Origin of the sequence: Arthrobacter sp. TMP15 (assembly GCF_039529835.1) — a bacterium.
In the GTDB taxonomy this organism is placed as follows: domain Bacteria; phylum Actinomycetota; class Actinomycetes; order Actinomycetales; family Micrococcaceae; genus Specibacter.
Map to the genome: position 1 here is coordinate 1,995,073 of NZ_CP154262.1, position 23,427 is coordinate 2,018,499.

Genomic DNA, 23,427 nt, shown 5'->3' on the forward strand with positions numbered 1-23,427 from the left:
TCAATTGTTCTTTCCGTTGTGCTCGGCTGTGGGTGTGTCCGTTAAGGGCGTACCATTCACGGTCGCTTCTTCTGCATCTTCTAAGTCATTCTCCGCCACGTTAGGTACTGTGGCGGTTTGCTCTGTGGGTAACAATCCCTGCAACGCCTCCATTAGGGGGCGTTTGGCTCCGGCTTCAGTGGTGCGGAAACCGGTGTCTACTTCGGTTTCTTCAAGGAACCAGCTGATAACAACCAGCCCGTCCCTTTCAACAAATTTCCCGGCCATCCCGGACGCAGTGCCCACATCGGTGAGGCATTCTTTGGCAATGAAGATGTCCTGCGCGCCCGAGCGGTCCATGACAATCCCGCAGGGATAGACATGGACAACGCCCGGTGTGCGGATACCGAGCTCGTGAACTGCCAACCGGTCAAGCCAGTCGCCAGTGGTGGTTGTGACTACATACGTTCCAGGCACACTGATCAAAGCTGTGCCGAGGTCCGCGGGGATGGGTGGCAACGGTGCTACTTCCGCCTGACGTTTAAGTTTGTTGCGCCATCCCCAACCCATCAATCCAAAGACAACAACCACAAGCATCAAGGTCAGGATGCCTGGCAGGATTCTCTCATCCACTAGTTGGCTCCGTGGATGTAAGGGGTGTTCAGTTTGCTTCCGAGGACTGTTGGGTGCCCATGGAAGAACGTCGCAGCAACCTTGCCGGGCAAAACCAGTCCGGCAAAGGGGGAATTACGTCCCTTCGTAGCCATATTTTTCGGATCCACGTTCCATCGGGCATGCGGATCCACCAAGACAATATTGGCTGGTTCCCCAACTTCCAACGGACGGCCCTGGTCAGTGAGCTGACCTATCCGTGCAGGTGCAGTTGAGGTGACGCGGGCAAAGTCTTCCCACGTCATTAGGCCTGTCTCAATCATGGTTTCCTGCACTACCGACAACGCTGTTTCCAGTCCCGTCATGCCCATGGCCGCCGCGGCCCACTCGCATTCCTTAGCTTCGCTGGGGTGCGGAGCATGGTCGGTGCCTACAATGTCGATGGTGCCATCGGCCAATGCTGCGCGCAGGGCGTGGACATCGGCGCCCGTGCGCAAAGGTGGGTTGACCTTATAGACGGGGTTGTAGCTTCGGACCAGTTCTTCGGTCAGAAGCAGGTGGTGGGGGGTGACCTCGGCGGTGACTTTAATGCCACGCTCTTTGGCCCAGCGGATGATTTCTACTGAGCCAGCTGTTGAGACGTGACATATGTGGAGGCGCGAGTCCACATGTTGAGCCAATAGAACATCCCGGGCAATGATGGATTCTTCTGCCACAGCTGGCCAGCCGGCCAGGCCCAGGTCGGCAGAAACTTTACCCTCGTTCATTTGGGCACCCTCGGTGAGGCGGGGCTCCTGCGCATGCTGGGCAATGACGCCGTCGAACGCCTTCACGTATTCAAGAGCGCGGCGCATCATGACTGGATCGCTGACGCAAATACCGTCGTCAGAGAAAACCCTGACTCTGGCCCTAGAGTCCGCCATGGCGCCAAGCTCGGCAAGCTGCTTGCCAGCCAGCCCAACTGTTACGGCCCCTACCGGCCGCACGTCAACCCAACCAGATTCACGTCCCAAAGTGTAAACCTGTTCAACAACGCCAGCAGTGTCTGCAACCGGTGAACTATTGGCCATGGCGTGCACTGCTGTGAAGCCGCCCAGGGCTGCCGCACGAGTTCCCGTTTCAACAGTCTCGGCGTCTTCCCTGCCTGGTTCGCGCAGATGAGTGTGTAAGTCAACCATCCCCGGCAGCGCCACGAGGCCGTCGCCTTCAATAACCGTGGCACCGACCACAACGTCGGGGCCAAGGTCAGCTCCTACGGCTGTGATGACGCCGCCGCTGATGAGGATGTCGGCAGTGGTATTGCCGTACAGGGAAGCCGAACGAATCAAATAACTTGTGGAAGTCATGAATGGTCCTTTACAGACGGGATGGTGCTTGAATTTGTTGAAAGCCACGGGAGAACTGGCACGATTTTTTCCTCACGCATTTCCCCGGACAGCAGCAAGTACAGGGCTGCCATGCGTACTGAGACACCGTTGCGTACCTGTGCAAGCACCGTTGAGCGTGGAGAATCGGCGGCTGCAGAGGAGATTTCCAAGCCACGGTTCATCGGCCCGGGGTGCATGATGATGGTGTCCTTGAGATTCAGCGCGTCAAGTCTGGCCAGGCGGGCGTCGTCGAACCCCCACCGGCGGGCATACTCCTGCGTGGAAGGGAAGAATGAGGCGTTCATGCGCTCTGCCTGCACCCGTAGCATCATGACTGCGTCTACTCCGCTCTCAAGCGTTGCATCAAGGTCGTAGCTGACCTCGCAGGGCCAATGCTCCACTCCAATAGGGAGCAGGGTGGGCGGTGCCACGAGAGTGACGTGGGCACCAAGGGTGTGCAGCAGCCACACATTGGAACGCGCCACGCGCGAGTGCAGGACATCCCCCACGATGAGCACCCGCATGCCCGTCAAGTCAGCTCCAACAGATGCGCTGCCACTGAGTTTGGCCCAATGGGCCCGCATAGTGAAGGCATCAAGCAATGCTTGTGTGGGGTGGGCATGGGTGCCATCCCCGGCGTTGATCACCGCTGCGTCTATCCACCCGGAGTTGGCTAGTCTTGCTGGTGCGCCGGAGGCCCAGTGCCTTATGACAACTGCGTCAGCACTCATGGCTTCCAGAGTCTGGGCTGTGTCTTTGAGAGATTCACCCTTAGACACTGAGGAACCTTTGGCGCTAAAATTGATGACGTCGGCGGAAAGCCGCTTTGCCGCAGCTTCAAATGAAATGCGTGTGCGGGTTGAGTCTTCAAAAAATAAGTTCACCACGGTTCGGCCGCGCAGAGCCGGAAGCTTCTTAATTTCTCGCTCACCAACGGCAGACATTTCCTGTGCAGTGTCCAGGATCTGGATGGCGTTCGCCCGGCTCAGTTCCTCTGTTGACAGCAGGTGCCTCATGCGCCCGCCTCAATGAGCACTTCGTCATTTTCGACGCTGCCACCATCAATCTCAGAAAGCCGCACACGCACCTTCTCGCTGGAAGACGTGGGAAGGTTCTTGCCCACATGGTCTGCTCTGATGGGCAGTTCACGGTGTCCTCGGTCAACGAGCACGGCGAGTCTGACAACGCGAGGGCGGCCTAGATCGACGAGCGCGTCAAGGGCTGCACGGATGGTGCGACCTGAGTACAGCACGTCATCCACAAGGACTATGGTTTTTCCATCGATACCCGAAGCGGGCAGTTGTGTTCTTTGCGGGGCCCGTGTTGGGTGCCGGGCCAGGTCGTCGCGAAACATGGTGACGTCCAATTGGCCTACGATGGCGGCAGGATCCACTGCGGGATCGCTGGCGGCCAATTTGGTGGCCAACCGTTGGGCTAAAGGATAGCCTCGCCGCGGGATACCCAGCAGCAACAGGTTCCCTGCACCTTTGTTGGCTTCAAGAATTTCATAGGCGATACGAGTCAGTGCCCGCTCGATGTCCGCTGCGGTGAGAACCACACGGGACACAGCGACTGGCACTGAGTTTTGCAAAACTTCCTCAAACTCATCAGAGGAGTTGTTCATTTTCTCGCGTCCCCTTTCCCCGCCTCACAGGACGGAATTAAAAGGTTGATTGCGTACACCTCAAACTACCACAGCAGTCCTGGGCATTTTCACGACTAAAGCGCCTCGAGCTGGGACGCAGTTTGGTGGGAGATAAGCGCAAGCTCACGGCCCGTTCGTGAATAAGCTACAGAGGGAAGATTACGCGCGCCATCTTTGTCGCGGCATCTTGTGGCCCTAGTCTTGAACTCATGAGTGAACCAGGCCGATGGCAACCCCCCGCCCCAGGCGCCCCGGAGCAACAATATCCACAAGACCCGCATGGACAGCCACAATATGGACACCAGCAGTACGCCCAGCAACAGTATGCACAGCAACAGTATGCACAGCCGCTCCCCCAAGGGAACCAGAACTTCGCCCAAGCCAACGCGCAGGGAACTGCGCTAAGTCACACATCTGAGTATTGGGTCCACCACGCTCCCGATCCCCGCCGGAAAAAGTCACCGGGTGCAGCAGTGAAGGTGACAAACCTCATCTTACTGTGTGCCTTTGCACTCATAACCGTTATCACTTTGGCGTTCTTCGCCATTTCTATCGGTGCAAACGTGTTTTTGATCTGTGGTGCCCTCGCTTTGATTCCCCTTTCCATCTGTGTAGCCACACTGATGTGGATCGACAGGTGGGAACCAGAACCCATCTCCGCCCTGATCTTAGGTTTTTGTTGGGGTGCAGGCATGGCTGTTATTACCACCTTGGTGGTGGGCAGCTGGGTCCAGCCGCTGCTCATGAGTGGAGCGAGCGGAGCTGACGCCGACATGGTTGGCGCAGTGGTCCAAGCACCCATGGTTGAGGAACTCTGCAAAGGCGCAGGGGTGCTCTTGCTGTTCTTCTTACGACGGAAAACCTTTGACGGGCCTATCGATGGAGTTGTGTATGCCGGCATAGTCGCCGCTGGTTTCGCCTTTACCGAGAACATTCTTTACTTTGGCCAGGCCCTTGTAGAGACGGACGGGGCTACCGGTGGGCTCATTGCCATCTTTGTATTGCGCGGTCTCATGTCTCCCTTTGCGCACGTCATGTTTACAGCAACACTTGGTGTCTGTGTGGGCTGGGCGGCCCGCAACGGCGGCACTTCCCTGGTCTTGGGGGCTTGGGTAGTTGGTTTGGTTCCCGCCATGGCGTTGCACGGGTTGTGGAACGGCTCCTCATTCCTAGGCGCAAACTTCTTCATTGTTTATATAGTTCTTCAGGTGCCGCTGTTCATTTTGTTCATACTCGGTGTGATCCTCTTGCGTCGCAGCGAAGCCAAGCTGACGCGCAAACGGCTCGCCGAATACGTTCCGTCAGGCTGGTTCACCCAGCAGGAGGTGCCGATGCTCGCCACAGGAGGTGGCCGGCGTCGGGCGCTGACCTGGTCTAAAACATTCTCTGCAGCACCCCTTATGAAGGAATTCATCCGCCTCGCAACCAGGCTGGCCTTTACACGTCAACGACTACTTGTTGACGCCAAGGGCGGGAAGCGCGGCGCCGCGGCCGGTCGCTTCGTCTCCGGACAAGCACTTGAGATGACACTACTGAACAAGATCGCAGCAGTACGCAGCGACCTTCTGGGCCGGCATGCCGCCACCGTCTGGAACCTACAACAACTCCAAGCCCAACAATTGCAGGCGCATCAGCAGCAGAATAATTGGCAGCCACCTGTGCAATAGCGGTTAAACCGATGGCCCGGTGCATTGAGTGCACCGGGCCATTACTGTATCTCGATTTGTGCTTCCCCTGGACCAGGGATACGACTACTATTCTCTTGATTGCCTCTCAGGCAAGCAAAGTCGGCTTGATCTGCTGAAGCCGCCCAAGTAGGCCGTTGACGAACTGGGGAGACTCATCAGTGGAGAGCATTTTGGCCAACTCCACTGCCTCGCTAACTGCGACACCATCAGGGACATCATCGTTGTAGAGCAGTTCCCAAGTACCGATTCGCAAGATAATCCTGTCCACGGCGGGCATGCGCTCAAGTGTCCAGCCCTGGGAATAGGTGGCTAGGAACTCATCAATATTTTCGGCCATGGCTGTGACGCCCTCGACCAAATCTACTGTGTAGAGGTTAATAATTTGACCTGTTTTTTCACGGCGCGCCGTCAGGGCAGACATGGCACTGACTTCACGTTGCTCTGCCTCAAACAGGATGTCCAAAGCACGGCGTCGAGCCTTGCTTCGCGCTGAATTCGGTTTGCCCGTGGTGTTGGGTTGACTACTTGCCACTACTCGCTGACACGTCCCAAGTAGCTACCGTCACGGGTGTCGACCTTGACCAAGGTGTTGTTCTCAACGAACAAGGGAACCTGGATTTCAAAGCCTGTCTCAACTGTTGCGGGCTTGTTGCCTGCGGAGGACCGATCGCCCTGAAGACCCGGCTCGGTGTAGGTTATGCGCAACTGAACCGACGGTGGCAGCTCAATGTACAACGGGGAACCTTCGTACAGTGCGATGGTCACGTTGAGGTTTTCAAGCATGAAGTTGGTGGCATCGCCAACGGTTTTACCCGGCACGGTGAGCTGGTCATAGTTGTCGTTGTCCATGAAAACGAAGTCTTCGCCATCTTGGTACAGGTACTGGAAGTCCGAGCGATCAACGGTTGCAGTTTCAATCTTCAGCCCGGCGTTGAATGTCTTATCAACTACTTTTCCCGAGAGGATGTTGCGCATCTTCGTCCGGACAAAAGCGCCGCCCTTGCCGGGCTTGACGTGCTGGAACTCGATGACGTTCCAAAGCTGTCCCTCAAGTTTGAGTACAGTGCCGTTCTTAATGTCGTTAGTCGTTGCCACAGTAGCCTCTTAGCGTATAAGTATTATCAAAAATCCATAGACCACACTACCGTACCTAGCAGCACTGCATGGCATGAGGCTCACCACAGCCGCTCAAACCCTTGCACTTACCCGGCCGTTGCGGTGGTCTCAGCAGGTGCGAGGGGCCCCCACCCGAGGCAGGTGGTCTCAGCAGGTGGGTGGGGCCACGCCTGCGAGGGGCCCCCACCCGAGGCACGAGGGCGGGGAGCAGGTGGGGACTATTCCCTCTCGGCCAAGTCCAAAGCGCGCGTCAGCGAGACCGTTGCCGAGTAAATTGCCGTCGCGTCCGAACCTGACGCCACGCGAAGATCAAGGGAGGTGGCAAAGTTTTTGGCAGCGGCTTCAAACTGTCCGTTACTGAAGTGCACCTTTCCCAGTTGTTGAAATACCCACGGTTCCATGGGTGTCCCGGCAACTGTGGGCAGAATGGTGCGCAGGACTCTTTCGGCTCTATCAAAGTTCTTTGTTGCACGCAGGACCTCGGCATCGAGTACCTGGAGTCTAATTGATTCGGGGTCAATCAGACGTGCATCTGCCGCGGCTTCGGCGGCCTCGGCAGTGAGTCCGCGGGCCAGCAACACGAAGATTTTATCTCCTGCGTCAGTGGAGCTCTCAAGCGCGGAATTGCAGGCGTCCTCGTCGACCACTTCGGGCAGCAGTGTCTGCGGGTTCACTGCGGTGCCCGGGAAACCTGCTGAGGGCCAGTCCATCAAACCCATACTAGGAAGCAATCTCTTGGTAGGCGGCAAACAACAAGGAAGCATCAGGGACATCTAGGATTCCTGGCTTGCCAACGCCGTCGAGCACAACAAAGCGCAGCAGATCCCCTCGGGTCTTCTTGTCCCTGCGCATGGCATCCAGGAGTGCCTGCCAGCGGTCCCTGCGGTAGCTCAGGGGTAGCCCTAAGAGTTCAAGGATGGAGCGGTGACGGTCGGCGTCCTCATCGCTGAGGCGACCGACGCTGCGGGCTAGCTCGGCAGCGAACATCATGCCTACCGACACTGCCGCACCGTGGCGCCAAGAGTAACGCTCTGTTAGCTCAATGGCGTGGCCCAGGGTGTGGCCATAATTGAGGATCTCCCGTACCCCGGACTCTTTTAGGTCCTCGGAAACAACTTTCGCTTTCACGGCGATGGCACGTTCAATGAGCTCGCGAAGAACCGGCGACTTGGGATCCTTGACTGCCTCCGGGTTGGCCTCGATCAATTCCAGGATCACAGGGTCTGCAATGAACCCGCATTTAATGACTTCTGCCATTCCTGAAATCAGCTCATTCGGGGGCAACGTATCGAGGGTGTCCAAGTCAACGAGGACCCCTGCTGGCGGGTGGAAAGAACCAACCAGGTTCTTGCCTTCTGCCGTATTTATGCCAGTCTTGCCACCCACAGCAGCATCAACCATTCCCAACAGGGAGGTAGGCAGGTGGACAACTTTCACTCCGCGCAACCATGTGGCGGCAACGAAACCTGCAAGATCGGTGACAGCCCCTCCACCCACAGCGACAACAGCGTCAGAGCGGGTGAAATCGTTTTTGCCTAGAACTTCCCAGCAGAAGGAGGCAACTTGGATGTGTTTACCTTCTTCCGCATCAGGAATTTCTGCCGTCAGTGTGGTGTAGCCGGCGCCTTCCAAGTCATCACGAACCGTGTCACCTGTCAGGCGCAATGCGCGAGGGTGAATCACCAGAACTTTTTTTACCCGTTCACCCAGCAGTGCCGGCAACTGTGCCAACAGCCCGCGCCCTACAACAACGTCGTAGTTTTCTTGGGGCAAGGCCCCGGTAACTTTGATGATGGTATTGGTGGAACCGGGGCCAGCTGGGATCTCTGCACTAGCTACAGGTTCTGACTCGGCAGGGTGCACGGTGTTCTCAGTGTTCATGGTTTACAGATTCTCTTTCCTTGATTCTGCTGCCAACAGGTGGATCAGCCGCGCAACAAGCTGTGGCACATTTGAATTGCTAACATTTAGGTTGATATTTGCCAGGCGTTCATAGACGGGCCCGCGTGCGGTGGCCAGGCGCTGCCAGGTTGCCACCGGGTCGGCGGCGAGAAGCGGGCGTCCGGTGTTGCGCGTTATTCGCTCCCTTACAGTTGCCAGATCGGCACTGAGGTAGACCACAGTGGCCCCGGCGAGTAATTGTTGCGTCCCAGAGTCTAGAACCGCACCCCCGCCAAGGGACAGGACAACTGACTTTGTTGCAGGCTTCTGGGAGTCTAAAACCTCCGCAATAGCCCTCGCTTCCAGCTGCCTGAAGTGATGTTCACCCTTCGCCGCAAAAATTCGTGGGACGGGACCGTGCTTAGCAACAATTTTGTGGTCCGAATCAACAAAGTCCAGCCTCAACACACGAGCAAGCTCTGCGCCTATCACCGATTTCCCAACGGCCATGGGCCCAATAATGACTATGGGCCGCTGGGGCGTGAAGTCCGGCGTCCCAACCGGCTCCTTGCCCGTTGCCATCAGCGACCGCGTCCCATCAGTGCCCCTGCGTATCCAGATTCGAGGGTATGGCTGCCAAGAAACTCTCCATATTGCGCTTGGTCTCTGCCATGGAGTCTCCACCAAACTTTTCCACAAGTGCTTCTGCCAGAACCAAGGCTGTCATAGCCTCAGCCACAACTCCGGCAGCCGGCACGGCACAAACATCGGAACGCTGGTGGTGAGCCTTAGCAGCCTTCCCCGTAGCGACGTCAACGGTTTTCAAGGCACGCGGCACCGTCGCAATCGGTTTCATTGCTGCACGGACGCGCAACACATCCCCGATACTCATACCACCCTCGATGCCACCGGCACGGTTTGAGGTACGCACAATCCGTCCGTTCTCATCATGGACCATCTCATCGTGTGCTGCGGATCCTCTGCGAGCTGCCGTGGCAAAGCCGTCACCTACTTCCACTCCCTTGATGGCTTGGATACCCATCAGGGCCCCCGCCAGTCTGGAGTCGAGGCGACGGTCCCAATGAACATAGCTGCCAAGTCCTGGGGGCAGCCCATAGGCCAACACTTCAACAACACCGCCGAGGGTTTCTCCCTGCTTTTGGGCGGTATCCACTTCCTGCACCATGGCAGCTGAGGTTGCTGCGTCAAAGCAGCGCAGTGGGTCTGCATCAAGTGCACCAACATCGGCAAAGCCGGGCAGGGCAGCAGTGTCCGGTGAGCTAACCCCGGCGATTTGGACTGTATGGCTGATAAGTCTCACACCAACTGCGGCCAACATTTGTCCCGCAACAACACCAAGGGCAACGCGGGTTGCGGTTTCACGGGCGCTGGCACGCTCCAACACCGGTCGCGCCTCATCGAAGGCGTACTTTTGCATGCCGGTAAAGTCGGCGTGACCTGGGCGAGGGCGAGTCAACGGGGCATTGCGGGCCTGACCCTGAAGTTCGCCAGCATCTACAGGATCCGCTGACATGATCTGTTCCCACTTGGGCCATTCGGAGTTAGCGATCTGGATGGCGATGGGCCCGCCTTGTGTCAGACCGTGTCGGACTCCGCCCAAAATGGTGACAACGTCCTGCTCAAACTTCATCCTCGCACCACGGCCGTAGCCCAGACGACGACGGGCGAGTGCCTCACGGATGTGGACGCTCGTAAGCTCCACACCGGCAGGCACGCCTTCAATAATTCCGACAAGGGCCGGGCCATGTGATTCTCCGGCGGTCAACCAACGCAACATACTCTCTATCCTGCCATGTTCTGTTCGTGGGGTGCCCGCCTATGCACGCCAATTGCGTCGCACATCACATTGATGACGTCCCTTACTTGATCTGTTGCGAGGGTGCCGTAACCTCCCGCCTCCGCAAACAGCTTGACTTGCTCAACACCTTGGTAAAGAAGCATCTCAATCCCGGCCACCACTGTGCCGCCGTGGTTCTCCCAAGCCTTCGCCAGTGCACTGGGCCAAGGATCGTATGCCACATCAAGCAGCACTGAACCGGACACGCTCGTAGTACTGTCAGCAAACTCATCAGCCAGCTCATCGGCACCGTGCGGTGGCAGGGTGGAGATTACGACGTCGAACCCTGCCAGTGCTTCCGCCGCACCTTCGAATGCAGCAAGACAAGCAGTGGCCCCTAATGCTGTGGCTACTTCCAGCGTTGGGGCTGCATTGACTGGGTTACGCACAAAAATCACTATTTCTGTGGCCTCCAGTTGGCACAGCGCCGCAATCGCAGAAACGGCGGTACCTCCCCCACCTAGAATCGCGGCTCGCGGACGCTCACCGGCTCCAGCATGTTTAAGGGCGTTCACAATGCCAGCCACATCGGTGTTCTCTCCCCGAAGCATGGGGGCACCGGCGTCGTCCTGCCTCACGACGATCGTGTTGACGGCGCCCAAAACCCGGGCTACCGGACTTAGTTCATCAACAAGACCTACTGCTGCTTGTTTCAGCGGCATGGTCACGGACAGGCCATACCAATTTCCTTCTGTCTTCACCCGCGCCATCAGTGCTGGAAGTTCAAAAACATCCACATCAATGGCGCCATAGTTGAAGTTCGCGCCGAGAACGTCATAGGCAGCGTTGTGCATCGCAGGAGATTTGGAGTGCCCAATAGGATGACCCAAAACGGCGCCCTGAAGCAAAACCGTCACCTACTTGCACTCTCCCGGGTTTGCATCACACCAGGCAACGTACTTCGCCACGTTGGTCTTATGCTCAGCAAACGTGGCAGCGTACAACGTCTCACCCGTCTTCAGATCAACTGTCACCCAAAAGTAATACGGGTTCGCCTCAGGGTGAGCCGCAGCTTCTATTGCTTTGATCCCTGGTGAACCGATGGGACCCACGGGCAGACCGGGATTGGCGAATGTGTTGTAGAGATTTGTTTTATCAGCCTTTTGGGCCGACGTGATGTTGTACGTTTTTAAACCCAGCCCGTAAGCCACGGTGGCATCGGACTCAAGGCGTCCACCCGTTTCTCCATTGGGGTTGTTGATTCTGTTCTCAATTGCACCAGAAATCTTGGCATAGTTCGCCGCGTTGCCTTCGAACTCAATGATGCTTCCAATGGTTAGAACCCGGTACTGCTCCGTTGGATCCTTCACCCCAGTGTCAGTCAGCGACTTCTTCGTGCCGGCCACCATTTCGCTGAGGATCGCCTTGGCATCGAGTTCGATCGGAAAACGGTATTCACCGGGTGCCAAGTAACCTTCAAGATTTTTAGCCTCTTCGGGGAGGTCAAACAACTGGGGCTGTTTTGCCAGCGACTCAAACTCGGCCTCGGGAATGCCCGTGTCTTTGGCCAAGACTGCAAGGGTGTCACTCATACGCAGGTTCTGGGCAACGGCTGCGTAGTGCACTTTGTCATCTCCCACAGCCAGAAGAACACTCACGGCATCTGCAGCTTTCATCTGCAGTTTCATGCCAAACGTGCCCGGCTGCAACGCGCTGGCCCCATCTGCAGCGTTCAGAGCATCAAGGAACGCCTGCTCGCTGGCAACGACATCCTCTGTCTTTAGATCATTCGCTACCATCCTGGCAGTGGCACCTTCCGGGACCATAAACTGCACTGAGCTGGTGCCCGGTCCGGGATAATCGGCGGCCTGAAAGCCACTCAGGAGAGGTTTGGCAGCCTGCACGGCAAAAAATACAACTACCCCAAAAAGCAACAGGATGATAAAGAAGATCACACTACGGCGGCGCTTGCGCACACGTTTTGACACCCGGCTCGATCGCCGCGATGGCAGTCCTTGCGCAGATGCCTGACCATGGTAGAGAGGAGCCATGGCTGACTCCGGCACCGGTTGCTGATACTGATCATCATCATCGGCTAAAGCATGGTCATAATCATGGGCACTGGTGGGTTCCTGGGTCGAGGAGGGATCGTCCCGGGAAACGCCGGAATCATTCCCGGGAACGTGCGCGGGGCCGCGAAATAGACCGCTCATGGTTCCGGCGTCGTTTCTTCGGGCACGCCGATTTGCGTTGAAATGGTGGAAACCTCTTCATAGTCGGATGATCCGGCGGTCCCCACAACCTCCGCCGTTACTGCGCGCACAGCTAAGCCAACATCGGCATTACGCGCTTTTTGCGTATCAATAGCGTGCTGCAATATTTCAACAGCTGCCACTTGATCTACTACTTTACGGTGCTCACGGCTGCTCATGCCAGCCCGATGCAGCGCCTGGTGGGCGCTGACTGTGCTCAAACGTTCATCGAACAAGTGTACCGGGACATCTAGTCCGGCGCTCTGCAGTGCTGAGACCAAGTGCTGGGCGTAATCCCGGGCCATCTGCGCCGAAGACTTTTCCTCCCCTTTGAGGGTCCTTGGCAGACCCACAATGATCTGGCAAACCCCGCGGGAAGTAGCCTCATTGACAATGATTTTAATGTCGCTGTGGCGTTTCAGATCACGGCTGAGTGTTTTGACGGGAGTAGCCAAAATACCGTCCGGATCGCAGGCAGCCAAACCGACGCGGACCATACCTACGTCCACACCCATTTTGGCCCCCTGCGGGAATTGTCTTGTTCCCTGCGGGAATTCTAGTTCGGACATGGAGCGTTACGGCCGCTCTTTAACAGCGTTGCTCACGGCGGCCAGGGCCGCACCAATGGCGTTGACGTCGGAGCCACCGCCTTGGGCCATATCAGGCTTACCACCGCCGCCTCCCCCGAGGATACCCGAGGCCAACTTCACGAGGTTCCCGGCCTTCACGCCGTTCTGACGCGCCCCTTCATTAGTCACTATCAAGATGATCGGGCGCCCGTTGCTTGCACCGGCAACAGCTACTGCGGACGCTGCTGAGCCAAGACGGTCGCGTAGATCAAGAGCCAGTGCGCGCAGGTCGTCAGCGCTGTTGACATCGCCAGCATCATGGCCAATGAAGCGAACTCCGTTGGCGTCTACGGCCGTTCCAACAAGGTTGGCTGCTGCCGCGCTGAGTTGTTCCTTGCGTAGGCGGTCAAGTTCCTTTTCGGCCGTTTTGAGCTTGGCCAGCGTTGCCGCTACCCGGTCTTGGAGAAGGTTTGCCGGCACTTTGAGCATGTCGGTGAGTTCAGCGACAAGGGTCCGTTCTGCGGCGAGGTGACGGAACGCGTCCAAACCAACAAAAGCTTCAACACGCCGGTTCCCGGAACCTACGGATTGCTCACCAAGCAAAGTGAGGGAACCAATCCGGGATGTGGTGTCCACGTGGGTGCCGCCACAAAGCTCGCGTGACCAGGCGCCGTCGATCTCCACCACACGAACCTGGGAGCCGTAGTTTTCGCCAAAGAGGGCCATCGCACCGAGCTCTTTCGCGGCGTCAAGATCCATAACTTTGGTTTCAACCGTGAAATTATTGCGAATAGCGATATTTGCTACTTCTTCAATTTCCGAGCGTGTGGCCGTGCTCAGACCTTCACCCCAGGCGAAGTCGAAGCGCAGGTAGCCGGCCTTGTTGAAGGAACCACGCTGCAGCGCTTCCGGGCCTAGAATTTGGTGCAGGGCCGCGTGCACAATATGTGTCCCAGTGTGGGCCTGTTCACCTGCACGACGCCGTTCACGGTCCACTGCGGCCTGAACCAGTGCATCCGCTGGCAGTTCTCCTTCACGGACAATCGCCCTGTGTACACTCAGTCCCTTGATTGGCCGCTGCACGTCAAGAACTTCAACAACAAACCCATCCCCGGTGATCAGCCCAGTGTCAGCGGCTTGACCGCCAGCCTCAGCATAAAAAGGTGTTGCATCAAGAACAAGGGAGATCTCTTCCCCCGTTGAGGCATGCTGGACGGCGGCACCATTGGAGAGGATTGAGCGAACCCGGCCTTCCCCGACGAGCTCGGTGTAGCCGGTGAAGACTGTCTCCCCTTGTGCCAGCACATCGTGAAAAACGGAAAGGTCTGCGTGGCCGCTCTTCTTTGCCTTGGCATCCTTTTGAGCACGTTGACGCTGCTCAAGCATGAGCTTGCGGAAACCCGGCTCATCAACTTCAAGCCCAGCCTCTGCAGCCATTTCAAGGGTCAAGTCAATCGGGAAGCCGTAAGTGTCATGCAAGGCAAAGGCTTCGCCTCCGGAGAGCGGAGTATTTGCTGCCTTGGATTCTTTAACGGACTCCTCTAGGCGAGCCGTGCCACTTGCAATGGTGCGTAAGAAGGAGCGCTCCTCGGCATAAGCTATGCGTGCGATCCTGGCAAAGTCGGTTTCAACCTCGGGGTAGGCGCCCTTCATGGCGTCACGCGAGACAGGCAGCAGTTCAGGTAGGACAGCGCTCTCCACGCCCAGCAAACGCATGGAGCGCACTGCTCTGCGAATCAGACGGCGCAGGACATAGCCCCGGCCCTCATTGGAAGGGGAAACACCATCGGAAATCAGCATCAGTGAGGAGCGGATATGGTCAGCAACAACGCGCAGACGGACATCGTCAGTGTGATGCGGATCCTTTGGATCCTCAGTAGAAGTGTAATTTTTTCCGGCTAGCTCGGCAGCCTTGTCCAAGACGGGACGGACCTGATCCGTCTCGTACATGTTCTGTACATTCTGGAGAATCATGGCTAGGCGTTCAAGCCCTAAACCGGTGTCAATGTTCTTCTTAGGCAAGTCACCGAGGATCTCAAAATCATCTTTGCCTGTGCCCTCACCGCGCTGGTACTGCATGAACACCAGGTTCCAGATTTCGATGTAACGGGTGTCATCAGCCTCAGGGCCACCGTCTATCCCATACTCCGGGCCACGGTCATAGAAAATTTCAGAGCAGGGTCCGGCCGGACCAGGCTGACCAGTGGACCAATAGTTATCAGCCTTCCCCATTTTTTGGATGCGGGCTGCCGGAACACCAATCTTGTCACGCCAGATTTCCAATGCTTCCTCGTCATCAAGGTAAACAGTGACCCATAGTTTCTCTGCCGGCAGGCCATAGCCGCCGTCTTCTAACGGTGTGGTCAGCAGCTCCCACGCATAGCTGATGGCGCCTTCTTTGAAGTAGTCACCAAAGGAGAAATTTCCGCACATTTGAAAGAAAGTGCCGTGGCGGACAGTCTTGCCTACCTCTTCAATATCGCCAGTACGAATGCACTTCTGCACGCTTGTTGCCCTGGCAAAAGGTGGAACTTCCCGGGCTGTCAGATACGGAATGAAAGGGACCATTCCTGCCACAGTAAACAGAAGTGACGGGTCGGAGGACACCAGAGAAGCCGAGGGCACGGGGGTGTGGGACTTGCTGGTAAAAAAATCTACCCAGCGGCGTGCAATATCGTGCGATTTCATTAGCCTGGTGGCTCCTTCAATAGTTCTGGAGTTCTGGAGTTCTAGAGTTCAGGCACCCTAGAGTTGTTTGCTTTAGTCCCCTGTTGCCTTGAAGTTCGGGCGAGGGTGCACCGACGCCGTACAGGGTGAGAACTTGCTGCGTATTGGCCACTGCGCTTCGCTCTGAGACTCTTCACGACCGATAAATTTGGTCAGTGGCGTGCGGTTTTCGGTGCCTGGTCCATACCCAGGGCCACCCGTAAATCAGTTTCTCGTTCATCCATGTTCTCACGCATCGCGTCAGCAAAGTCATGAACGGCATCGCTCATGCGCCCTACGGCGCGGTTGAGGCCTTCAGGGCCGATGACCCCTTGTGCGGCAGCAATTTTACGGGCGGCAATGACACCAATCGTGATGCCGACGCCAAGCCAAAAGATCTTTTTCATCAGTTTTCGTCCTTTAGTGGCTTCTTTTAGCGGCTGCGCCTGGCGCGGGTGGGCTTCTTGCGGCTGTCGAAGGCCTGGCGCACACCATAGGAGAACGCCGCAACCTTGATTAGCGGTGAGCCGATGGTCGCTGCGACCAAGGCTGACAGAGCTGAGATGTTAGCAGTGGCATCGGAGACGTTATTTGAGATCCCATCTACCTTGCCCAATTGTGTATTGGTCGTAACGACAGTGGCCGTGACTTCGTCAATGAGCGGCGTGGTGCCGTCTCCAATTTGCTTGATGGTGGTGCGAATTTCATCGAACACTTTGCCGAGCTTGTAGATGGGCACAGCCAACAAGGCCACCAAGACGGCGAAGACCCCTGCCGCAATCAATCCTGCAATGTCGCCACCACTCATGTGCGTGCCGCCTCAATTCCTTACTCGTTGGCTGTTCGCCGTCATTCGGCGCCTATTACATGGCCCGCTTACGCATGCCATTAACCTGGTGATTCGATTCTAATGATCTGTCTCTAAATGCAGCCTCAGTGCCTGTGGCAACGTCTTTCCAAAATACCCTAGTCCAAAAGGCTCGAGGCTTGGGTGACAAAAGGGCTTTGCTGGCCAATTTACTAGTAAAAAACCTGTTCTAGGAGACAATTCTTGGTGCATAAATAATGTTTTGCTAACAAAACAGCCCGCGGCAAGTGCCGCGGGCTGTTTTGTGTTTCAAACTGCGAGTAGTTCGAACTCTACTTCGCGCCAAATGAATTTAGCGTGAGTAGAATTCCACAACCAGCTGCTCTTCACAGGTTACGGGAACTTCAACACGCTTGGGACGGCGAACCAGGCGAGCCTGCAGGCTCTCCAGTTTTACGTCCAAGTATGCCGGGACGGCGGGGAGCACGTCGCGGTGGGCGCCGGCTGCAGCAAGCTGCAACGGTGTCATGGTCTGGCTGCGCGGGTGCACGTGGATCAGCTGACCCTCGGCAACGCGGAACGAGGGACGGTCCACGCGGGCGCCGTCAACCATGATGTGGCGGTGCACAACCAACTGGCGTGCCTGAGCGGTGGTGCGGGCGAAGCCTGCACGCAGGACCAAGGCGTCCAAACGGCATTCCAAGATTTCAACCAGGTTTTCACCGGTCATGCCCTTGGTGTGCTTGGCTTCTTCGAAGGCACGTGTCATCTGTGCTTCGCGGATGCCGTACTGGGCACGCAGACGCTGCTTTTCGCGCAACCGTACTGCGTAGTCGCTGTCCTGCTTCTTGCGGGCACGTCCATGCTCACCGGGGCCGTACGGACGGCGCTCCAGGTATTTGGCGGCCTTGGGAGTCAGGGCAATGCCGAGGGACCGCGAAAGGCGGGCCTGCCGGCGGGCACGTGTGTTGTTAGCCACTTGTGTCCTTCCAATATTTGCAATAAGTAGTGTCCTGGCCTCCATTATGGAGAGCTGGGGCTATTGCCGCCTTTTCGCTACAGCACCTGGGCATGACCATCCGCGGGTAAATCGGGCGGCTTGTGGGCCACTCGGAAGTTCGCGGTGTTGGGCATGGAGCCAAGGCTTGCCAGTGCGCCATCAACTCTACCACCTACGCTGTGGCCTTCGCGACGCAGGTATTGACACCGGAGGCGGCCTACTTCGGCTCGCCTTTACTCTCAGATTTACTAGCCGGGGACGGACTTTTTCCGCGAATTATTTCACGCAGGCGAGCCACCCGTGGGCCTAGATCACGTTCATGCCCATTGGCGGTGGGTAAGTAGTAGTCGCGGGAGATCAGATCATCTGGTGGATATTGCTGTGTGGCTATGGCGTGCGGGGAGTCGTGCGAATAGATGTAGCCCTTGCCGTGACCTAGCCCCTTCGAACCGGCATAGTGGGCATCCCGAAGGGCAGCCGGAACCATTGTGCCCTTGCCAGCGCGGACATCTGCCACGGCGGCATTGATGCTGTTGTAGGAAGCGTTTGACTTCGGCGCCGTAGCCACGTGAACTACTGCCTGGGCCAAGATGATCCGCGCCTCCGGCATGCCTATCAGCGTGACGGCCTGGGCCGCAGCCACGGCTGTTTGAAGGGCAGTTGGATCAGCCATGCCCACGTCTTCTGAGGCTGAAATCATGATGCGTCGGCTGATGAAACGGGGGTCCTCCCCCGCCTCCAGCATGCGGGCCAGATAATGCAGCGCCGCATCCACATCAGAACCGCGCACCGACTTAATGAAAGCGCTGATGATGTCGTAATGCTGATCCCCCGCCCTGTCATAACGCACAGCAGCGGCGTCAATGGCACGTTCAGCAACAGCTAAGTCAATAACCACCGCATTCTCCCCCACCCCGTTCTGGGCATCCGCATGATTGGGCGGGTCATTGGGCGTAAGTGTGGCATCACCGTAACTGGCCCGGGCGCCTTCACACTCAGAAAGGGCCACACCGGCTGCCGCCTCCAATGTGGTCAGGGCACGGCGGGCATCACCGCTTGCCAGACGCACAAGGTGATCCATGGCTTCATCTGTGACGGTGAGCAACCCATCCAATCCGCGCTGGTCGGTGATAGCGCGTTCAAGGAGGTCTTGGATATCTGCATTGGTCAGTGGCTTGAGCGTGAGCAGAATTGAACGCGAGAGTAGCGGGGCAACAACAGAGAATGATGGATTCTCTGTTGTTGCCGCTATCAGCACCACCCAACGGTTCTCCACCCCAGGTAGCAGCGCATCCTGTTGAGCCTTGTTGAATCGGTGGATCTCATCCAGAAACAAGACTGTGGTGCGACCGTGCAAGTCTCTGTCCGTCAGCGCCTGATCCATCACCCTGCGAACATCTTTAACACCGGCAGTAATGGCCGAAAGTTCCACAAACTTCCGTCCCGGGCCACGGGCAATCACGTGGGCAAGAGTGGTTTTCCCTGTTCCAGGGGGTCCCCACAGCATGACGGAGGCAGGCCCGGCCGCTCCCCCGGCGGCCCCACCTGCCGCTAACATTTGCAATGGCGAACCGGCACCAAGAAGATGTTGCTGGCCCACCACTTCCGCAAGGCTTCGCGGACGCATACGCACTGCCAGCGGACTGCGAGGGCGCGAGGACGCATCCTCCCGACCTCCCCCAAAGGCGAGGGTGCCGGCGTCGTCCGCTTCATCGCCATCGAAGGCGCTGCTAAAAAGGTCACTCACCCCTCTAGGCTAGCGCGCGGTAGTCTGGGATCGTGAACACCGCTCGCCGTATGGCCTTTGTCCCCGCAGACCGCCTCACCGGATGGGTAGAGCGTTTTGCCGCCGCCCATCAGGGCATCGACGTCACCGAAGACACGGACGACGGCGTGAGGTTGCGTTTGCATGATGGCTCGGTAGCGCTGCTGGCACCTCCGTGGCCCGACGATGGCAGACCGGGGCGAGGCACTGATTTGTTAGCACGGCTGGCGTCCGTGGGCGTCCAGGAACGCAGGCTGGGCCTGGTCCTTATCCGACGTGGCGGTTACGCCGTGGGAGTTGCCGTGGCCGGGAAACTCGTGGTTCACAAGGTTGGAACCGTTTCCTCCCGCTCCCGTGGCGCAGACCAGGCGTGGGCGATTACCCAGCGCACCGCGCAGGAAGCCGCAAAGATTTTCAGTGGAGAGAATTTTGAGTATATGGGCCCCGGAGGTGACAAGGCGCTGGTGGAGGCTGTTCTGGCCTCGCCGCTACTGCGTAGCCATAGGAACCGACCTCAGTTAGGGGCCCTTGCCGTGGCGGATCCTAATCTGGCCGTACTGCAGCGGGCGGCAGTTGATTTCTGTGCCATCCGGGTTCAGATCACTGAGCATCAGAGCACCGCCACGTGCTAACGAACTGCACCACTGCGCAGCAGTCACCTGGCGCCAACACAAAAAAGATGCTGCCCATCGGGGCAGCATCTTTTTTTGGGCCTAGATTAATGGACCTGGATTATGTGCCGCAAGCGCTTAGGACTCCGGCTTTGAACTCAGGTTTTGGACTCCGGCTTCGGCCTTGGCTTCGGCCTTGAAGTCCACTCCGGCTTCCTTGCGCTGCTGAGCCGTGATGGGGGCAGGGGCAGCCGTCAGTGGGTCATAGCCGCCACCGGACTTTGGGAATGCGATGACGTCGCGGATGGAATCCACTCCGGCCAGCAAGGACACGGCACGGTCCCAGCCAATGGCAATTCCACCATGGGGAGGGGCCCCAAACTTGAAGCCTTCAAGTAGGAAGCCGAACTTCTCCTGCGCTTCCTCGTGACTCAAGCCCATGACTTCAAAGACTCGTTCCTGGACTTCGCGGCGGTGAATACGGATGGAGCCGCCACCAATTTCGTTGCCGTTGCACACAATGTCGTAGGCAAAGGCGAGGGCAGATTCCGGATCCGTATCAAAAGTGTCCATGAACTCCGGTTTGGGTGAGGTGAACGCGTGGTGGACAGCTGTCCACTTACCTGCCCCAACAGCCACGTCCCCTGAGGCAACGGCCTCTGAGGCGGGCTCAAACATGGGGGCGTCCACGATCCAGACGAACGCCCAGTCGGCCGGGTTGATCAGGCCGGTTCGGTGGCCGATCTCAACACGGGCGGCACCTAGCAGTGCCCGGGAGGGGGAAACCTCACCGGCTGCGAAGAAGATGCAGTCACCGGGCTTGGCGCCCACGGCGTCGGCCAGACCGGCACGTTCTGTATCCGTAAGATTCTTGGCAACCGGACCAGTCAGCTCACCCTCTTCCTTGAACAAGACGTAGGCCAGGCCCTTGGCACCGCGCTGCTTGGCCCATTCCTGCCATGCATCGAGCTGACGGCGCGGCTGTGTGGCCCCACCTGGCATGACAACGGCGCCAACGTAGGGAGCCTTGAAGACCCCAAATTCGGTGTCCTTGAAGAACTCGGTCAGATCGGTCAGTTCCAAACCAAAACGCAGGTCTGGCTTGTCCGAACCGAAGCGGGCCATCGCGTCCCGGTAGGTCATCCGCTGGATCGGCAGCGGGATCTGCACATCGATCAGCTTCCACAGTGCCGAAACAATCTTTTCGCCCAAGGCAATGATGTCATCCTGGTCAACGAAGCTGGCTTCAATGTCCAACTGTGTGAACTCCGGCTGACGGTCAGCACGGAAGTCCTCATCACGGTAGCAGCGGGCGATCTGGTAGTACTTTTCAAACCCACCCACCTGCAGAAGCTGCTTGAACAGCTGCGGTGACTGCGGCAATGCATACCAGGAGCCTGGCGCCAGACGGGCAGGCACCACGAAGTCGCGAGCACCCTCAGGGGTGGAACGGGTCAGCGTCGGGGTCTCAATTTCGGTATAACCCTGTTCGTGCAACAACTCGCGGGCCACACGGTTGGCTTCCGAACGCAGACGCAGGTTCCGCTGCATACCAGGACGGCGCAGATCAAGGTAGCGGTGCTTGAGGCGTGCTTCCTCGCCCACTTCAACATGCTCGTCAATCTGGAAAGGAAGGGGAGCAGCTTCGTTCAGTACAACGACCGTATCCGCCATCACTTCGATCTCACCGGTGTCTAAACCGGCGTTTTCATTACCTTCAGGACGCCGCGCAACGGTGCCGGTAATTTGGAGCACGTATTCATTGCGCAGAGAATGAAAAACTTCTTCTTCGCGAACCACAATCTGCGCGAAGCCAGAGGCGTCTCGCAGGTCAAGGAAGGCTACTCCACCATGATCTCGACGGCGGGCAACCCAGCCCGAGAGAGTTACAGTCTGTCCAATATGCTCGGCCCGCAGGGAGCCCAGGTCATGTGTGCGCAGCACAACAGTCCTTTCAATGGTGATGTAAGGCCCTACGTTGCGGGGCCAGATAAGGGAGTTGCCATCAAGTTTAGCGTTGATCAAGCATGGTCCGGTCACGGGCTGACCTAGCCCCGCGGCGGGTTGGCACCCAGCGACCCGTCCACCCCCTGGTTGAGGTTGGAGATGATGACACCCCCGAGGGAATGACGGGGGTGTCATCACCTCCAACTTCAACGCGATTTCAGGCTCAAAGCGTTAGACCATGACAATGCGAGGCTTGAGGTCATCGACTGGTGGCATCCACGTCGCCGGGTCAGCGGCGAGTTGTTCTCCTGAACGGATGTCCTTGACTTGGTGGGCGCCTGATTCGTCAGTAAACCAGACGAACGGAATCCCGCGCTTATCGGCGTACTTGATCTGCTTGCCAAACTTGTCTGCTTTTGCGGCCACTTCCGTGGAAATGCCGCGGCGACGCAGATTCGCTGCAACGTCTTGGGCTTCACTCCAGCTGTCCTCATCTGCCAGGGTGACAAGCACTGCGGTGGGAACACTGCGTGATGCCTTGGCAAATTCTTGGCTCAAGATCCGGGCCACCAGGCGAGTGACTCCGATCGACAACCCCACGCCAGGGAACTTACGGTTCCCCTTGGAGGCAAGTGCGTCGTAACGCCCACCTGAACAGATCGAGCCAAGCGCCTCGTGGCCCACGAGCACCGTTTCATAAACTGTGCCTGTGTAATAGTCGAGTCCGCGAGCGATCGAGAGGTCGGCCACAACGGAGCCCGGTGCGCTTTTGACAGCGGCAGAGATGACCTGCTCGAGCTCGTCAAGGCCTTCCTCTAGCAATTCATTCGTGACCCCAAGGGCGCGGACTGCAGCAACAAATGAGGTGTCCTCGGTACGAATCGAGGCTAGAGCCAGTGCCTTCGCAGCTTGCTCCTGCGTGGCGCCAAGCTCGGTGATCAGCAACTGGGCGACGGCGCCGGCACCAATTTTTTCCAACTTATCGATGCTGCGCAGCACTCCTGCCGTGTCGGTTAGTCCAATACCGCCATAGAAACCCTCCGCCAACTTGCGGTTATTGATCCTGAGCTTGAAAGCAGGGATGGGCAAAGCAGATAACGCCTCGGCGATCACCAGCGCAAGTTCCACGTCGTAGCGGAAGGGAAGTACGCCGTCGGCCACTACATCAATGTCAGCCTGGGTGAACTCGCGCGCTCGGCCTTCCTGCGGACGCTCACCTCGCCAGACTTTCTGAATCTGGTACCGGCGGAACGGGAAGGACAGGTAGCCGGCATTCTCCACAACGTAACGGGCAAAGGGCACCGTCAGATCAAAGTGCAAAGCCAGTTGGTTCGGGTCTTCTTTGGCAGCAACTGTCGCGTTTCCATCGTCGTCCTGAAGGCGTGATAACCCGTAAACCTCTTTGTCGATCTCGCCTTTGCGGAGCAGATGGCCAACGGTTTCCACGGCTCGTGTCTCTATGGAACTAAACCCGTGCAGCTCGAAAGTCCGGCGCAGTGTGTCAAGCACATGCTGCTCCACCAACCGTTCCTCGGGAAGCCATTCGGGAAAACCAGACAAGGAGGCGTTGCGTGCCATGGGGGTTGGACTCCTAACATGCACCGCATCCGTAGTTCAATCACAGGATGCGGCGGGACGGGTAAACGTAATGGCGCCCAGCTTGCCTTGTCATGCTCGCCTCTA

22 protein-coding genes are annotated in these 23,427 nt (G+C 57.7%); 2 read left to right on the forward strand and 20 right to left on the reverse strand.

Features of this window, described 5'->3' with window-relative positions:
- The 4 genes from AAFM46_RS08805 to pyrR are packed head-to-tail and all read right to left on the reverse strand — an operon-like array spanning position 1 to position 3,582.
- The gene (locus AAFM46_RS08805) at positions 1–612 is read right to left on the reverse strand and encodes a hypothetical protein (protein ID WP_343317442.1); all 612 of its coding nucleotides are present in this window, start codon (positions 610–612) and stop codon (positions 1–3) included.
- The gene (locus tag AAFM46_RS08810) at positions 612–1,937 is read right to left on the reverse strand and encodes a dihydroorotase (protein WP_343317443.1); all 1,326 of its coding nucleotides are present in this window, start codon (positions 1,935–1,937) and stop codon (positions 612–614) included. Before AAFM46_RS08810 ends, AAFM46_RS08805 begins: the two co-directional genes overlap by 1 nt.
- On the reverse strand, positions 1,934–2,974 hold the full coding sequence (locus tag AAFM46_RS08815) for an aspartate carbamoyltransferase catalytic subunit (protein WP_283527292.1): 1,041 nt from the start codon (positions 2,972–2,974) through the stop codon (positions 1,934–1,936). Before AAFM46_RS08815 ends, AAFM46_RS08810 begins: the two co-directional genes overlap by 4 nt.
- Entirely contained in the window at positions 2,971–3,582 is a 612-nt protein-coding gene (pyrR, locus tag AAFM46_RS08820; protein WP_283527294.1) for a bifunctional pyr operon transcriptional regulator/uracil phosphoribosyltransferase PyrR, read from the reverse strand. The genes AAFM46_RS08815 and pyrR overlap by 4 nt, the downstream gene beginning before the upstream one ends.
- Positions 3,583–3,812: 230 nt before the next feature.
- Here pyrR and AAFM46_RS08825 point away from each other — a divergent pair, with 230 nt between their 5' ends.
- On the forward strand, positions 3,813–5,270 hold the full coding sequence (locus AAFM46_RS08825) for a PrsW family intramembrane metalloprotease (protein WP_343317444.1): 1,458 nt from the start codon (positions 3,813–3,815) through the stop codon (positions 5,268–5,270).
- 106 nt (positions 5,271–5,376) lie between these two features.
- Here AAFM46_RS08825 and nusB read toward each other — a convergent pair whose 3' ends face one another.
- The 14 genes from nusB to AAFM46_RS08895 all read right to left on the reverse strand — a co-directional run bounded on the left by nusB (position 5,377) and on the right by AAFM46_RS08895 (position 19,168).
- On the reverse strand, positions 5,377–5,823 hold the full coding sequence (gene nusB / locus AAFM46_RS08830) for a transcription antitermination factor NusB (RefSeq protein ID WP_283527298.1): 447 nt from the start codon (positions 5,821–5,823) through the stop codon (positions 5,377–5,379).
- A complete protein-coding gene (efp, locus tag AAFM46_RS08835) occupies positions 5,823–6,386 on the reverse strand; it encodes an elongation factor P (RefSeq protein WP_283527300.1) in 564 nt (187 codons plus the stop codon). The genes nusB and efp overlap by 1 nt, the downstream gene beginning before the upstream one ends.
- 239 nt (positions 6,387–6,625) lie before the next feature.
- Complete coding sequence (locus AAFM46_RS08840; RefSeq protein WP_283527301.1) at positions 6,626–7,117, reverse strand: tetratricopeptide repeat protein; 492 nt, start codon at positions 7,115–7,117, stop codon at positions 6,626–6,628.
- A 10-nt stretch (positions 7,118–7,127) separates the two neighbouring features.
- Positions 7,128–8,288, reverse strand: coding sequence for a 3-dehydroquinate synthase (gene aroB, locus AAFM46_RS08845; protein WP_343317445.1), 1,161 nt, complete (start codon positions 8,286–8,288; stop codon positions 7,128–7,130).
- A 3-nt stretch (positions 8,289–8,291) separates the two neighbouring features.
- The gene (locus tag AAFM46_RS08850) at positions 8,292–8,870 is read right to left on the reverse strand and encodes a shikimate kinase (protein WP_343317446.1); all 579 of its coding nucleotides are present in this window, start codon (positions 8,868–8,870) and stop codon (positions 8,292–8,294) included.
- Positions 8,871–8,886: 16 nt separating this feature from the next.
- Positions 8,887–10,086, reverse strand: coding sequence for a chorismate synthase (gene aroC / locus AAFM46_RS08855; protein WP_283527307.1), 1,200 nt, complete (start codon positions 10,084–10,086; stop codon positions 8,887–8,889).
- Positions 10,087–10,091: 5 nt separating this feature from the next.
- Positions 10,092–11,003 (reverse strand): shikimate dehydrogenase, encoded by a 912-nt coding sequence (locus tag AAFM46_RS08860; protein ID WP_283527309.1) that lies wholly within the window; start codon positions 11,001–11,003, stop codon positions 10,092–10,094.
- Entirely contained in the window at positions 11,004–12,299 is a 1,296-nt protein-coding gene (mltG, locus tag AAFM46_RS08865; RefSeq protein ID WP_343317447.1) for an endolytic transglycosylase MltG, read from the reverse strand.
- Positions 12,296–12,907: a Holliday junction resolvase RuvX gene (gene ruvX / locus AAFM46_RS08870; protein ID WP_343317448.1), complete on the reverse strand. Its 612-nt coding sequence runs from the start codon at positions 12,905–12,907 to the stop codon at positions 12,296–12,298. Before ruvX ends, mltG begins: the two co-directional genes overlap by 4 nt.
- Positions 12,908–12,913: 6 nt before the next feature.
- Positions 12,914–15,595 (reverse strand): alanine--tRNA ligase, encoded by a 2,682-nt coding sequence (gene alaS / locus AAFM46_RS08875; protein ID WP_283527314.1) that lies wholly within the window; start codon positions 15,593–15,595, stop codon positions 12,914–12,916.
- A 191-nt stretch (positions 15,596–15,786) separates the two neighbouring features.
- Complete coding sequence (locus AAFM46_RS08880; RefSeq protein WP_343317449.1) at positions 15,787–16,020, reverse strand: hypothetical protein; 234 nt, start codon at positions 16,018–16,020, stop codon at positions 15,787–15,789.
- Positions 16,021–16,046: 26 nt separating this feature from the next.
- Complete coding sequence (locus AAFM46_RS08885; RefSeq protein ID WP_283527318.1) at positions 16,047–16,421, reverse strand: DUF948 domain-containing protein; 375 nt, start codon at positions 16,419–16,421, stop codon at positions 16,047–16,049.
- A 352-nt stretch (positions 16,422–16,773) separates the two neighbouring features.
- Complete coding sequence (rpsD, locus tag AAFM46_RS08890; protein ID WP_283527320.1) at positions 16,774–17,400, reverse strand: 30S ribosomal protein S4; 627 nt, start codon at positions 17,398–17,400, stop codon at positions 16,774–16,776.
- A gap of 238 nt (positions 17,401–17,638) precedes the next feature.
- A complete protein-coding gene (locus tag AAFM46_RS08895) occupies positions 17,639–19,168 on the reverse strand; it encodes a replication-associated recombination protein A (protein ID WP_343317450.1) in 1,530 nt (509 codons plus the stop codon).
- Positions 19,169–19,200: 32 nt separating this feature from the next.
- Between AAFM46_RS08895 and AAFM46_RS08900 the strand changes: the two genes are divergently transcribed.
- A complete protein-coding gene (locus AAFM46_RS08900; RefSeq protein WP_343317451.1) occupies positions 19,201–19,818 on the forward strand; it encodes an acVLRF1 family peptidyl-tRNA hydrolase in 618 nt (205 codons plus the stop codon).
- 117 nt (positions 19,819–19,935) lie between these two features.
- On the opposite strand, the gene aspS is transcribed toward AAFM46_RS08900, so the two are convergent.
- Both aspS and hisS read right to left on the reverse strand, forming a co-directional pair.
- On the reverse strand, positions 19,936–21,741 hold the full coding sequence (gene aspS / locus AAFM46_RS08905) for an aspartate--tRNA ligase (RefSeq protein WP_283528571.1): 1,806 nt from the start codon (positions 21,739–21,741) through the stop codon (positions 19,936–19,938).
- Positions 21,742–21,975: 234 nt separating this feature from the next.
- The gene (gene hisS / locus AAFM46_RS08910) at positions 21,976–23,322 is read right to left on the reverse strand and encodes a histidine--tRNA ligase (RefSeq protein WP_283527326.1); all 1,347 of its coding nucleotides are present in this window, start codon (positions 23,320–23,322) and stop codon (positions 21,976–21,978) included.
- Between the last annotated feature and the right edge of the window lie 105 nt (positions 23,323–23,427).

What these genes read in the sequence shown, in the direction of transcription:
- AAFM46_RS08825 (WP_343317444.1), top strand. Translation starts at nt 3,813, where the DNA reads ATGAGTGAACCAGGCCGATGGCAACCCCCCGCCCCAGGCGCCCCGGAG.
- ruvX (WP_343317448.1), bottom strand. Translation starts at nt 12,907, where the DNA reads ATGTCCGAACTAGAATTCCCGCAGGGAACAAGACAATTCCCGCAGGGG.
- AAFM46_RS08885 (WP_283527318.1), bottom strand. Translation starts at nt 16,421, where the DNA reads ATGAGTGGTGGCGACATTGCAGGATTGATTGCGGCAGGGGTCTTCGCC.
- AAFM46_RS08810 (WP_343317443.1), bottom strand. Translation starts at nt 1,937, where the DNA reads ATGACTTCCACAAGTTATTTGATTCGTTCGGCTTCCCTGTACGGCAAT.
- AAFM46_RS08815 (WP_283527292.1), bottom strand. Translation starts at nt 2,974, where the DNA reads ATGAGGCACCTGCTGTCAACAGAGGAACTGAGCCGGGCGAACGCCATC.
- AAFM46_RS08880 (WP_343317449.1), bottom strand. Translation starts at nt 16,020, where the DNA reads ATGAAAAAGATCTTTTGGCTTGGCGTCGGCATCACGATTGGTGTCATT.
- aroB (WP_343317445.1), bottom strand. Translation starts at nt 8,288, where the DNA reads ATGAACACTGAGAACACCGTGCACCCTGCCGAGTCAGAACCTGTAGCT.
- aroC (WP_283527307.1), bottom strand. Translation starts at nt 10,086, where the DNA reads ATGTTGCGTTGGTTGACCGCCGGAGAATCACATGGCCCGGCCCTTGTC.
- pyrR (WP_283527294.1), bottom strand. Translation starts at nt 3,582, where the DNA reads ATGAACAACTCCTCTGATGAGTTTGAGGAAGTTTTGCAAAACTCAGTG.
- AAFM46_RS08850 (WP_343317446.1), bottom strand. Translation starts at nt 8,870, where the DNA reads ATGGCAACGGGCAAGGAGCCGGTTGGGACGCCGGACTTCACGCCCCAG.
- alaS (WP_283527314.1), bottom strand. Translation starts at nt 15,595, where the DNA reads ATGAAATCGCACGATATTGCACGCCGCTGGGTAGATTTTTTTACCAGC.
- mltG (WP_343317447.1), bottom strand. Translation starts at nt 12,299, where the DNA reads ATGAGCGGTCTATTTCGCGGCCCCGCGCACGTTCCCGGGAATGATTCC.
- AAFM46_RS08840 (WP_283527301.1), bottom strand. Translation starts at nt 7,117, where the DNA reads ATGGACTGGCCCTCAGCAGGTTTCCCGGGCACCGCAGTGAACCCGCAG.
- hisS (WP_283527326.1), bottom strand. Translation starts at nt 23,322, where the DNA reads ATGGCACGCAACGCCTCCTTGTCTGGTTTTCCCGAATGGCTTCCCGAG.